Below are 12,244 nucleotides of genomic sequence, written 5' to 3'. Positions count from 1 at the left end.
TAAAGGTAGGCGTGTATTGTGAAAGTAGAACTTGAAAATTTGTTTTCCGTAGATGAAACTAGTCAAGATCAAGTTATTAACGTTTATAATCGTCATGGTATTGCGATTGGTGCGCCTGAAATTAGAAAAAGAAATTTAAAAACAAAGTTTAATCCTATTTTTACATTAAATGAAGATGTAACATACGAACAGGTAACAGCTTTATATAAATCATTAGAACGCGAATTTGGTATTGTTTCAATAGGAGAACGTTTTTACTTTGAATTTTCAGATATGGAATATGAACGGGCACCATTATTTACTTTAAATTCAACAGGTAATTCACCAGAAATGTTCTTAGAGGACAAAGGGACATTATTTTCTTTAAGCACACACTGTAAATACTGTGGTCTAATGGATAAAGAGCAGTTATCACCTATAGTCATTGATACTACACAAATGAAGGATCGCCATTTAGTCCATGTAAATGGTTATTGGGTTGCTTCTGAGGCACTAGCATCACTCATGAAAAAGGAAAGTTTAGAAGGCTTTGAACTTTTAGAGGTTATCCATCAAGGACCTGAAGAAGGAAAGCAACTAGCTTATCAAATTATTCCTGTTCAAGTGCTGCCTGAATGTAGCAAGGATAGAGTAAAATTATATTTTGCAACGGAACAACCTCCATGTAGCTGCGGCTTAAATGGCGTGATTAATGGTCCTGATACCTATGAGCATGAAGATTTAAAGCACTTAAAAGGCGATGTATTTTACTCAGCTGAATGTAGTCACGATGGAAGATATCTTTATAGAAAGACTTTGTTCAGTAAAAGATTTAGAGAAACGATTATAAAAAATGGTATTTCTCGTGAAGTTAGAGGAGAAAAGGATTCAAACTTTGGCCCAAAAGATTGGCTATTTGATCCTGTGTTAATCAAGTAAACGAAGTGGAACAAAAAAGGATAAGGGAGTGTTTAGGATGTTTAGAAAAATACTACCTATAGTAGCCATTTTGTTTATTATTGCATTGGCTATTTCCGATTATTTTAACAAACCTGAAGAAGCATCCATCCATGTTTATCAAGAATACGAACGTGCTTACCTTTCTTAAAACGAGAGTCTATATTTCGCTCAGAATAGACTTATTTATGTTATGATGTGAAGATCATAGCATGAATGTTTTTGAGGTGAAAGAATGAAAAAATGGGCATATCCATTAGCAATTTTAACGCTAATTGTATTTTTCGTAGTAAGAGCTACTTATCAAAGCGAGTTCATGAATACATTTGACGCAAAGATGGCGGAGATCTTTTTTGGTAATCGATTTATAGAGATCTTTCATTATATAGGAGAGCCTAAATTTGTTGTCGCTGTCGCAGTAGTCTTAATGGTGTATTTAGCTTGGAAGGTAAAAAATTATCGAGCCATGCTATTTGTAGTGTTAACTTTTGCAGCGGGCAATGTTTTGAATCAATTACTAAAAAAATGGATCCAAAGACCACGTCCTGAATTGGAGAACCAACTGACATCCTTTAGCTTTCCATCTGGACATGCTATGACGGGTATTCTGTACTTATTCACAATCGCTTATATTTTCGCCGAGAATAATAGTAAAGGTCGTAAAATTGTGCTGTGGCTAGGTGCAATAATTCTAATGGTACTCATTGGATTATCACGTATTGCAGGAGCTCGACACTTTGCTACGGATGTGCTTGCAGGTTGGAGTATGGGATATACTTGGTTTATCATCTGTGTCATCTGGTATGAACGTCGTAAAAAATCGTTTCAATCAAACCATAAATAAAAAAGTATAAGTAGTATCAGGATGAACTGGTACTGTCTACAAAAGGAATCGAGAAATTTAATCTCGATTCCTTTTTACATGTTTCGGTCCTTTTTATAAGCATTTCTTTAAATTCCCCACAACATCACAGTCGTGACAGCAAGATAAGCAAAATGTCTCTGTCTTTGCTATATTTGATTATCTTCTATGTAGAAGTAGATGAAACGGGAGGCAGTGACTCTCTCAGAAAGAATGTGCTCACGGTTTTTTATATACTAATGAATGAGCATGATTTCCCTATTGTAAAGAATGATATTTACCTTATAAAAAAGAATTGCGTATAGGAAACTTCTAAGTTAAGATGAGTACAATAATAAAAAGAGAAAAGGAAGAAGGGAATGGACGGAAATGTTTTACTGGCACTAGGGTTGACTCTTTTTGCCGGACTTGCAACAGGTGTAGGTAGTTTAATCGCCTTTTTTACATCAAGAACAAATACAAAATTTTTATCATTTGCATTGGGCTTTTCAGCAGGGGTCATGATATATGTATCCCTTGTAGAAATTTTTGTTAAAGCGAAAGATGCTTTAACCGACGCATTAGGCACAACAAATGGCTATTGGATGACAATTCTCGGATTTTTTGGCGGGATGTTATTTATTGCTTTAATAGATAAATTTATTCCTAAGGCTACTAATCCTCACGAAGTAAAGCTAGTTGAAGATGTGAATGCAGTGAAGCCTCAGGTCAATGAAGAGCATTTGATGAAGATGGGTATTTTTACAGCTCTCGCTATTGGCATTCATAATTTTCCTGAGGGCATTGCTACATTTATGTCAGCTATTAATGACCCAAATGTGGGGATTGCTATTGCTATTGCAGTAGCCATTCATAATATTCCAGAAGGCATTGCTGTATCAGTCCCTATTTTCTTTGCAACGGGCAATCGTCGAAAAGCTTTTAAGTTATCTTTTTTATCAGGATTAGCAGAGCCTGTCGGTGCACTAGTAGCATTTTTGCTCCTTATGCCCTTTTTAACAGATGTAATGTTTGGCATCGTGTTTGCTGGTGTTGCAGGCATTATGGTTTTTATTTCATTAGATGAATTATTACCTGCAGCGCAAAGATACGATGAAACACATTTATCCATGTATGGTCTAGTAGGGGGAATGGCTGTCATGGCCATTAGCTTAGTATTATTAGCATAATTAAAATAGGAAAAGGGAGTCATTTAAAGTGGCTCCCTTGTTATTTTTCTATATTGTAGGAACAGCCTTTTTTGATTCCACAAGCTCTTGTACACTATTTAGACAATCATGAAATGTAGTAAAAGGTTTATATGGAATATGAAGCTCCTCACAGCGCTGAACGAGATGATCTCTAGCAAGAACAATATTTGCTAGTTTAGCTGCCTCAAAATCAGAAAGAGAGTCACCAATCACAATTTTAAAATGATCCTCCTCTGCAATCTTCCGCATCACGCTAGGTTTACAGCAACCGCAACCTTGTGTGCTATATTTAACACATTCCTCGTCACAGTTATTTGGATAGATTAGTTCTATTTGTTCACCTGAAAAATCGGCTTTATTACAGTAGATGCCCGAAAAAGGACCATATTTTTCAACTAGAGGCTCAATGAAAAAATCAACGCCACCGCTTACAATATAAAATGGTATGTTATGGTCTTGAGCATAGCGAACAAAATCCCCAAAGCCCTCACGAATTACTGCTGAATCCATAAGATATTGAATTACTTCATCTTTTTGTTGAGTAGAAAGTAGATGAAACATAGCAGAAAGCCCATCTTTAAATGAAATGGTTTGTTCCATCATGGCTTTAGCAATTTTTTCAGAATCCTCTCGTACAAATTCAGTCATTAATGAAAAGATATTATCAGTTTCTGTTATCGTGCCATCGAAATCACAGAATATAATTGGTTTCAAGATAGTCCCTCCTTAGAAAAGCACGTATAAAATATCCTTTTCTATACTTCTATCATATTAGTTTTATAAGTACTTGCTTTCAAAAAAACGCCTACTAGGGTAGTAGACGTTTCAAACATTTATTGCTTATGGACTTGCACACCATGTTCATCCGCTTTTGTTAAAATTACTTGATGCTCTGGGAATTGCTTTGTCATTAACTGAACAAAGTCAGTAGCAATAGCAGAAGGAATAATGGAAATCAACGTTGGCCCAGCGCCACTTAGAGCGGTACCGTATGCACCGTTAGCTTTTGCAGCAGTACGAATTTCTGCATAGGCAGGAATTAGCTTTGCACGAAACGGTTCATGGAATAAATCAGCCTCCATATAATGACCAGCACGCTCGAAATCACGTGCCATTAAGGAAGCTGCTAACATATTCGCATTTGCAGAAGCACGAACAGCATAGGCGCGATTTAGTTGTTCTGGTAAAACAGAACGAGATTCGCTCGTTTTGAGCTCAACATCTGGTACGTATACCACAAATGATGCCTCGATATCATTGATATGAAATGTATCGACAATTCCGTTGTCATCCATTGAGGAAATGGTTAATCCCCCTAAAACAGAAGCGGTTGCATTGTCTGGATGTCCTTCAATCTGTGAGGAGAGATTGAGCTTATCTTGAACAGTTAAACCAAGTTCACATACTTGGTTAGCAAGTTCAATACCTGCCACAATCACAGCTGCACTGCTTCCAAGGCCACGTGCTAATGGAAGTTCACTAGTCATCTCGACACGACAAGCAGGTAGTTGCTGATCATATTGATCTGCAATTTTTTTAGCAATGACGTATAGTAAGTGTTCTTCAAGCTCAAACTCTTTAGGACCATTATCATCGAGATGGATAATATTCCATTGATCTTGTAAAGTAACGATAAGCTTTAAGTAAAGGGACAAGCCGAGTCCTATCGAATCAAAGCCTGGCCCTAGGTTGGCCGTGCTTCCAGGAACTGAGATTTGCCACACTTTACTCATAGTACACCCTCGATATATGCACGAATTTCTTCTTCATCATTTTTAAGGGACACTACTTCTACAGTAGAAACGTTCATAGCTGTATCAGGATCTTTTAGTCCGTTCCCAGTGAAGATTGTGACAACTTTTGCACCCTGTGGTATTTTTCCGTTTTCAACTGACTTAATAACACCTGCTAAAGAAGCAGCAGAGCCAGGCTCAACGAAAATACCTTCTGTACTTGCGATTAATTTATAGGCAGCTACAATTTCTTCATCTGTAACAGAATCAATGATACCGCCAGATTCATCACGAGCTGCTTCTGCCAATTTCCAACTAGCAGGGTTACCAATTCGGATGGCTGTTGCCACTGTCTCAGGATTAGCAATAGGTTCTCCTTTGACGATAGCTGCGGCACCTTCAGCCTCAAAGCCATACATTTTTGGTAGACCGCAATTTTTCGCTGCATGGTATTCTTTAAAGCCTTTCCAGTATGCAGTAATATTTCCTGCGTTACCTACTGGAATACACAAATAATCAGGTGCTGTACCTAAGCCATCTACAATCTCAAAGGATGCCGTTTTTTGACCTTCAATACGGTATGGGTTCACAGAGTTTACAAGTGCGACAGGAGTCGTTTCACTTACTTGGCGAACAATATTAAGGGCATCATCAAAGTTACCGTCAATTTCGATGATTTTTGCACCATACATGGTAGCTTGAGCAAGTTTACCAAGAGCGACTTTTCCTTTCGGAATAACAACGATGGATTGAATACCAGCGCGTGTTGCATAAGCTGCCGCAGCTGCAGAAGTATTTCCTGTAGAGGCACAAATAACGCATTGACTCCCATCTTCAATAGCCTTTGCAACGGCAAATACCATCCCTCGGTCTTTAAATGAGCCTGTCGGGTTTGCACCTTCAATTTTTCCGTAAAGCTCAATGCCTAGTTTCTTAGATAAATTCACTAAATGTATAAGAGGCGTATTGCCTTCGTTTAAAGTTAAAGCAGGTGTGTTTTCAGTTACGGGTAAAAATTGTTTATATTCTTCAATAAGGCCTTTCCACATAACGATACGATCTCCTTTTGTTCTTATAGGAAGAACAGTTGTTTTTGTATAAAAGACATTTTAACGCAAATCGTACTATTATTTCAATAGCATTTCATTAATTGTCGAAACAATTCGGTAATTTGAATTTTACTTGTCACTTTCTTGAAACAACTGTATAGTAATCTTGTAATGTAAAGTCAAGTGTAAAGACAGGTGGTTGGGATGACAACAAATACAGTAGTAACAAATAAACCTCAGCAATCCATTTCTAGAAATAAACTTTTAGGTGTAGCGGGGGTAGGTTGGCTTTTCGATGCCATGGATGTTGGTATATTATCCTTCGTCATTGCGGCATTGGCAGCTGAATGGGGACTATCACCAAGTCAATCTGGCTGGATAGGTAGTGTTAATTCAATCGGGATGGCTGTAGGAGCACTTTTCTTTGGTGTTTTTGCTGATAAAGTAGGGCGAAAGCAAATTTTTATGTGGACTCTGGTCCTATTTTCTATTGCAAGTGGACTATCCGCTTTTACAACTACATTAACTGCATTTTTAATTTTACGCTTTTTAGTAGGTATGGGGCTAGGGGGAGAATTACCTGTAGCTTCAACATTAGTATCTGAAAGTGTAGCGGCCAAGGAAAGAGGGCGTGTAGTTGTCTTATTAGAAAGCTTTTGGGCGGCAGGATGGTTAATTGCTGCACTTATTTCATATTTCGTTATCCCTACTTGGGGATGGAGAGTGGCCCTTATATTAACAGCACTTCCAGCCTTTTATGCTATTTATCTTCGTTGGCATTTGCCAGACTCACCACAATTTACGGTGAAGGAAGAATCCAAAAAACGCAGTATTGGCCAAAATATGAAAGAAGTTTGGTCGAAGAAGTACGCACGTTCTACATTTATGTTGTGGCTATTATGGTTTACAGTTGTATTCTCCTATTATGGCATGTTTTTATGGCTGCCAAGTGTAATGGTTGGAAAGGGCTTTGATATGATTACAAGCTTTAAATATGTTCTAATCATGACATTAGCTCAATTGCCAGGTTATTTTACAGCAGCTTGGTTTATAGAAAAGTTCGGCCGTAAATTTGTCCTTGTTTCCTATCTAATTGGTACTGCTGGAAGTGCTTTCGTTTTTGGGAATGCAGATACACTTGCCGTATTGTTAATTTCAGGGATGTTTTTATCCTTCTTTAACTTAGGGGCATGGGGTGCATTATATGCCTATACACCTGAGCAATATCCAGCTATTATTCGCGGCACAGGTGCTGGCATGGCGGCAGCTGTTGGGCGAATCGGAGGTATTTTTGGTCCATTGCTCGTTGGTTTTTTATTAACGGCAGGCTATGATATAGGCTTTATCTTTGCCATTTTCTGTGGTGCTATCATTATAGGCGTGGTGGGTGTCATCTTCCTTGGAAGGGAAACAAAGCAGCTTGAATTAGAATAAAAATAAAAAGTTCTGGATCAGAGTAATGAATCCAGGACTTTTTTGTTTATATTCGCTAGTGAAATACATAAAAATAAGTATTTATTAATTTTTATTCAATTTTACGAATTTATTTGTTAAAATGACAAATCAATATAAAAAGGTAAATCAAATTGTTCTATTAGCAGGTTAATGTGTTAAAGATTTTTCAGAAAAGTCATTGTATTCAAATTGTAATCGTGATACTGTATTTTTAATCGAATTTTGAGTCAGTAGGAAACAATCTCCCGTTCGTGATAAGGTCATTGAAAGAAAGGTTGTTAGGAATGAGTATTCATGAGGATATAAAGAAAAGGTTTGTAAGGCTGTCAAAGGGGCAGCGTAAAGTAGCACAATTTGTGATGGATAATCCCACTACAGTTATTGCTAATGGAGCAGCAGAGGTTGGCAGGCTGGCGAATGTAAGTGAATCTACAGTAATTCGTTTTTGTTATGCCATGGATTTATCAGGATATGTAGAATTGCAAGAGGAAATTAGAGAATATATGATGTCTCAAAATGAAGGGGTAAATCTACAACCTACATATACAGTAAAAAAATTAACTAATTCTAGCTTTGGTAAGATCATGCAACAAGATAGCCAAAATATTCAAGAAACGATTCAATTGATTAACGATCAGCAAATTCAAAAAAGCTCGAAATGGATGCATGAGGCAGATCATATCTATATTCTTGGTACTCGTCACAATGCATATGTCGCCAATTGGTTAGCCAACACATTAAAAACATTACGTTCTAATATTAAGCAGCTTCGCTTAGACTCGGATGATCTCGTTAATCAAATGAATAGTATGGGCGAACATACGACATTCATTGTGCTATCCTTTGATAAACAGATGAAGGATATGAAGACGATTGTTGAAATTGCCAAGATGAAGAAAGTAAAGATTATTGCGATTACAGGGTCTACATTTTCCCCTATCCGAGAATATGCCAGTGCATTATTTGCTCTTGGCACAAAAAAGCATTCTTCACTAAACATTGCACCAGTCTTATTTTCCTTTTTGCATGCCTTGTTAGAGGAAATGATGAGTCAAGATAAGGGACAATATGAAAAATATCAGCAATCCTATGAGCAAGTTGAAAGTAATGTGTTATTCTTAGATGCTGCTAGAGAGAAGCAGGTTTTTTAATGTAGGCAACGCATAGATGGTGTGTACTCATACACAGGTCTATGCGTGTTTTTATGAAATTCACTATAAAAAAAGATGTCCAAATATGATTTAGACATCTAGGAAAAATGAATTATAGAATTTTACTTAAGCTATATTCATTCACATACGTATCATTTAATTTAATGGCATTTTGTCGGATGCCTTCTTGTTGAAACCCTAGTTTTGTAAAAAGGTGTAACGCTACATTATTATGTTCCATCACCGTTAACTCTAGACGAGAAATGTCTCGCTGTTTAGACCAATTTTCAACAGCGTTCATCAGTGCAGAGCCAATGCCCTTTTGTTGATGTTCTTCCTTTACTGCTAAGCGAACAGAAGCAACATGTCTAGCTTTCGATTGTTTATACCCATGAATGACTGCATAGCCTGCAAAAATGCCATTTAATACACAGAGTAGTATTGTGCGGTTTTTTAGCTGTTTCCAATAGGCTAAATTTTTACGAAGTTGTTGGACCGTTAGATCTACTTCATTTTGAACATTATACATGAAGTCAGTTTGCTGAAAGATTTCCTCTTGTAAATGAATGAATGATCTAGCATCGGATGCTTCAATCCCTCGAATTATGTATGCAGATGGGCTTTCCTCATTGTTAGAAGTACTGCTTTCAGTTGGCTTCATTTGCGAACGTGAGAAAGTTACGCTTGTCCCTAATTTAACATCAATAACATAATAACCTGCATTGGTCCAAGATAAATAGTGTGAGAGAGGGGGCTTAGTTTTTTTCCACCAGCTCTTATTTAAGTAGGCGGCGTTTGGTAATACTTGTCCCATAATGTTTTCTAATTCACTAAAGGATAAAGTGATCTCTTGTTGTAAAGCTACTTCAAAATAGTTTGCTAAAGGAATGTACTTTTTTTCCATCTTCTTTGTCATCGTAATCCCCATTTCCTGAATATCCAAAAATATAGACTATCTGATGATAGCATAAAATTACGATGACTTAAATATGAAAACCCAACTAAATATCTATATAAACTAATTATTTTTTTAAAAAGATGCATTTTTACTATTAAATGTTAAAAATAGGTTGGTAAAAATAGAGAGTATTATAGGAGTGTGTAGACCCAATAAAAGTTATATAGCAACATAAGGTAGTTATAATATATATCTTATTTGCAAAGTATGTATTTAAAGATTAATTATTCTTTTATATAATAAATGATAGGCAGTAAGATTTTATCTGGATTCAGCAAATGCTTTTAGGAGCAAATTTTCGAGTGAGTTTGATGAGGCTTCGTTGATTCAAAGTTACACTTTATCACTTATTAGGCTATAAGATATGATAAAATAAAATACAAATGTAAGTGCTATTTTAGGAGGAATTGATTGAATGAGTAAAGTATTAGTTTTTGGACATAAAAACCCAGACACAGACACAATCACGTCTGCTATTGTATATGCCTATTTAAAACACCAAATTGGTGAAGAAGCTGAGGCAGTACGTCTTGGAGATATTAATAATGAAACTCAGTTTGCATTAGATAAATTTGGTTTTGAAGCACCTCGTTTAATTTCTTCTGTAGTAGGGGAAGGGGACAAGGTAATTCTTGTTGACCACAATGAATTCCAACAATCAGCGGATGGTATTGAGGAAGTACAAATTACAGAGGTAATCGACCACCATCGTATTGCAAACTTCCAAACAGCAGATCCACTATACTATCGTGCTGAGCCAGTAGGTTGTACAGCAACAATTCTAAACAAAATCTTTAAGGAAAATGGTGTAGCAATACCAGCTAATATTGCTGGCTTAATGTTATCAGCAATTGTTTCTGATACATTACTTTTTAAATCACCAACTTGTACAGAGCAAGACGTAAAAGCTGGTGAAGAGCTAGCAAAAATTGCAGGTGTGGACGTTGCAGACTATGGATTAGCTATGCTAAAAGCAGGGGCTGACCTATCTGATAAATCACTAGAAGATCTTTTATCATTAGATGCGAAAGAATTCCAATTTGGTGAGTACAAATCAGTTGTAGCCCAAGTTAATGCAGTTGATATTAATGATGTACTTAATCGTCAAGAAGAACTAGAAATCCTATTAAATAAAAACGTTGCAGAAAACGGCTTAGATTTATTCTTCTTCGTTGTGACAGACATTTTAAATAATGATTCAACTGCTGTTGCAATTGGACAAGTAGCAGAAGCGGCAGCAAAAGGATTCGGTGCGGAACTCATTAACAACCGTGTTGTACTACCAGGTGTTGTTTCTCGTAAAAAACAAATTGTACCAGTATTAACGGAAGCACTAAAATAATAGGCAGAGGCTGGGACAAAAGAATTTTAGCCAAAGAAAACCCCGAACTACGAAATGTTCATTAATGTTTCGTAATAGTTCGGGGTTTCTGTTTAAATTGCTTAGTTCATTCGAAAATTATCCAGCTTTCATATTAATCGAGTTTTAATGGTTGTACTGCTGGGCCTTCAAGTACCTCACCCTTAGCGTTAAAGCGTGAACCGTGGCAAGGACAATCCCATGTCTCATCTGCTTCATTCCATTTCGTTTTACAGCCTAAATGGGTGCAAGTCGGTGCTTTGGCGTTCTTCATATAACCAGCTATATATTCCTTTGCAACAAAGCCCCCTACTTTAAGCATCTGCATGAATTGCGCGCCGAATTTTGTACGTGACGGTGAATAAAGGGCAATGGCACCATCCTCACTCTGTGCGCCTGTAATCAGGGTGGACAAGATGTCACCAGCGACAAAGGAATTGGAAATCCCCCATTTACGGTAGCCAGTAGCAATCAGTACATTAGGTAAGGAGTTTGTAATTCTTCCAACGTAAGGAACAATGTCAGGTGTTTCAATATCTTGAGCTGACCATCGATAAAGTGGCTGTTGTTCAAAGTGTTCCTTCATTTCATTGGAAATCGCTTCATAATACGGCTCCGTATGAACGGTTTCGCCAGCTATATGATTCGCTCCACCCATTACTAAATAATGTTCCTTGTCTATCGTGGCAGTCCGAATCGAACGGGAAGGGAAATCAACGGATAGATATTGCCCCTGCATCGTTTCGGAAATCTTACTAGCAATCATATAAGAGCGACTATTGGACAGTTTAAAAAGTTTGAGTCCTTTAAACGCCTCAATGGGATAATGCGAACACAAAATAAGCTTATTGTATTGAACCGACATATTTTTTTCGGTATGTAAGTTATTTTGTGATATGTTTAATTGCTGAACACGAGTATTGCTGTAAAGTCTTGCCCCCATTGCCTGTGCCTCTTTGACAAGGAAATTACTCACCTCTAAAGGATTTATTTGAGCTTGCTGTGACATACATAATGCTTTTGTGATAGGAAACGGTAGCTCTGTCTCAGAGGTAATTTTAGATTTAATATTTAAAACCTTATAGGCATTCCATTCTTTTAATAATTGTGCATAGCCTTCTTTTGTTTGACAGTACAACAGTGAGTCCACTGATCGAACACTGTGTGTCGGAAGTAATTGCCTAGCTTTCTCGATGGCTTGTTGGTTGAGCTGATAATAAAGCTGCGCCTCTTCTATAGATAGTTTTTCTAACAGATTCGCATAGACAATACTATGCTGTGCTGTTAATTTTCCTGTGGAATGCCCTGTCGTTCCGTGACCAAAATGGGTATTCGCCTCAAGTAGAACTACATCCACACCTGCTTTTGCTAAAGTATAGGCTGTATACAAACCTGTTAAGCCCCCACCGATAATACATACATCACAAGTTGTTGAGGAAGTAAGAGAAGCTAGCGAGACTGACTCGGTTGATGCGAGCCACAGAGATTGTGTCATATTGAAACCTCACATTGTTTTTATGTTCAGTATGTAGAAGGGCTTGAAAATTTAT

At 37.1% G+C, this 12,244-nt stretch carries 12 protein-coding genes; 7 read left to right on the top strand and 5 right to left on the bottom strand.

Annotated features, from left to right (window positions below; translation table 11 throughout):
• Positions 1–18: 18 nt before the first annotated feature.
• From NV349_RS21010 to zupT, 4 genes are all read left to right on the top strand, one after another.
• Positions 19–918: a hypothetical protein gene (locus tag NV349_RS21010; protein ID WP_271911158.1), complete on the top strand. Its 900-nt coding sequence runs from the start codon at positions 19–21 to the stop codon at positions 916–918.
• 37 nt (positions 919–955) lie between these two features.
• The gene (locus tag NV349_RS21005; RefSeq protein WP_255358824.1) at positions 956–1,087 is read left to right on the top strand and encodes a hypothetical protein; all 132 of its coding nucleotides are present in this window, start codon (positions 956–958) and stop codon (positions 1,085–1,087) included.
• Positions 1,088–1,171: 84 nt separating this feature from the next.
• Complete coding sequence (locus NV349_RS21000; RefSeq protein ID WP_036128368.1) at positions 1,172–1,780, top strand: phosphatase PAP2 family protein; 609 nt, start codon at positions 1,172–1,174, stop codon at positions 1,778–1,780.
• A 377-nt stretch (positions 1,781–2,157) separates the two neighbouring features.
• The gene (gene zupT, locus NV349_RS20995; protein ID WP_036128366.1) at positions 2,158–2,967 is read left to right on the top strand and encodes a zinc transporter ZupT; all 810 of its coding nucleotides are present in this window, start codon (positions 2,158–2,160) and stop codon (positions 2,965–2,967) included.
• A gap of 48 nt (positions 2,968–3,015) precedes the next feature.
• On the opposite strand, the gene NV349_RS20990 is transcribed toward zupT, so the two are convergent.
• From NV349_RS20990 to thrC, 3 genes are all read right to left on the bottom strand, one after another.
• The gene (locus tag NV349_RS20990) at positions 3,016–3,702 is read right to left on the bottom strand and encodes an MtnX-like HAD-IB family phosphatase (protein ID WP_089934447.1); all 687 of its coding nucleotides are present in this window, start codon (positions 3,700–3,702) and stop codon (positions 3,016–3,018) included.
• 119 nt (positions 3,703–3,821) lie between these two features.
• Positions 3,822–4,721, bottom strand: a complete 900-nt coding sequence (gene thrB / locus NV349_RS20985) for a homoserine kinase (RefSeq protein ID WP_271911154.1) — start codon at positions 4,719–4,721, stop codon at positions 3,822–3,824.
• Complete coding sequence (gene thrC / locus NV349_RS20980) at positions 4,718–5,770, bottom strand: threonine synthase (protein WP_036128358.1); 1,053 nt, start codon at positions 5,768–5,770, stop codon at positions 4,718–4,720. Before thrC ends, thrB begins: the two co-directional genes overlap by 4 nt.
• Before the next feature lie 204 nt (positions 5,771–5,974).
• On the opposite strand from thrC, the gene NV349_RS20975 reads away from it, so the two are divergent.
• Entirely contained in the window at positions 5,975–7,204 is a 1,230-nt protein-coding gene (locus tag NV349_RS20975; protein ID WP_051891771.1) for an MFS transporter, read from the top strand.
• A 305-nt stretch (positions 7,205–7,509) separates the two neighbouring features.
• On the top strand, positions 7,510–8,376 hold the full coding sequence (locus NV349_RS20970) for a MurR/RpiR family transcriptional regulator (RefSeq protein WP_089934452.1): 867 nt from the start codon (positions 7,510–7,512) through the stop codon (positions 8,374–8,376).
• A gap of 112 nt (positions 8,377–8,488) precedes the next feature.
• On the opposite strand, the gene NV349_RS20965 is transcribed toward NV349_RS20970, so the two are convergent.
• Complete coding sequence (locus NV349_RS20965) at positions 8,489–9,292, bottom strand: GNAT family N-acetyltransferase (RefSeq protein ID WP_036128353.1); 804 nt, start codon at positions 9,290–9,292, stop codon at positions 8,489–8,491.
• 457 nt (positions 9,293–9,749) lie between these two features.
• On the opposite strand from NV349_RS20965, the gene NV349_RS20960 reads away from it, so the two are divergent.
• Entirely contained in the window at positions 9,750–10,676 is a 927-nt protein-coding gene (locus NV349_RS20960; RefSeq protein WP_058844740.1) for a manganese-dependent inorganic pyrophosphatase, read from the top strand.
• A 133-nt stretch (positions 10,677–10,809) separates the two neighbouring features.
• Here NV349_RS20960 and NV349_RS20955 read toward each other — a convergent pair whose 3' ends face one another.
• On the bottom strand, positions 10,810–12,189 hold the full coding sequence (locus NV349_RS20955; RefSeq protein ID WP_089934454.1) for an FAD-dependent oxidoreductase: 1,380 nt from the start codon (positions 12,187–12,189) through the stop codon (positions 10,810–10,812).
• Positions 12,190–12,244: the final 55 nt, after the last annotated feature.

This window comes from Lysinibacillus sp. OF-1 (assembly GCF_028356935.1).
In the GTDB taxonomy this organism is placed as follows: Bacteria; Bacillota; Bacilli; order Bacillales_A; family Planococcaceae; genus Lysinibacillus; species Lysinibacillus fusiformis_D.
Note: the sequence above shows the minus strand (reverse complement) of the source record. Positions and strands in the feature narration are given on the sequence as shown.

Bases quoted from the DNA above. Each gene is read 5' to 3' on its own strand.
- NV349_RS21005 (WP_255358824.1), top strand. From the start codon at position 956: ATGTTTAGAAAAATACTACCTATAGTAGCCATTTTGTTTATTATTGCA.
- NV349_RS21000 (WP_036128368.1), top strand. From the start codon at position 1,172: ATGAAAAAATGGGCATATCCATTAGCAATTTTAACGCTAATTGTATTT.
- zupT (WP_036128366.1), top strand. From the start codon at position 2,158: ATGGACGGAAATGTTTTACTGGCACTAGGGTTGACTCTTTTTGCCGGA.
- thrB (WP_271911154.1), bottom strand. From the start codon at position 4,721: ATGAGTAAAGTGTGGCAAATCTCAGTTCCTGGAAGCACGGCCAACCTA.
- thrC (WP_036128358.1), bottom strand. From the start codon at position 5,770: ATGTGGAAAGGCCTTATTGAAGAATATAAACAATTTTTACCCGTAACT.
- NV349_RS20975 (WP_051891771.1), top strand. From the start codon at position 5,975: ATGACAACAAATACAGTAGTAACAAATAAACCTCAGCAATCCATTTCT.
- NV349_RS20970 (WP_089934452.1), top strand. From the start codon at position 7,510: ATGAGTATTCATGAGGATATAAAGAAAAGGTTTGTAAGGCTGTCAAAG.
- NV349_RS20965 (WP_036128353.1), bottom strand. From the start codon at position 9,292: ATGACAAAGAAGATGGAAAAAAAGTACATTCCTTTAGCAAACTATTTT.
- NV349_RS20960 (WP_058844740.1), top strand. From the start codon at position 9,750: ATGAGTAAAGTATTAGTTTTTGGACATAAAAACCCAGACACAGACACA.
- NV349_RS20955 (WP_089934454.1), bottom strand. From the start codon at position 12,189: ATGACACAATCTCTGTGGCTCGCATCAACCGAGTCAGTCTCGCTAGCT.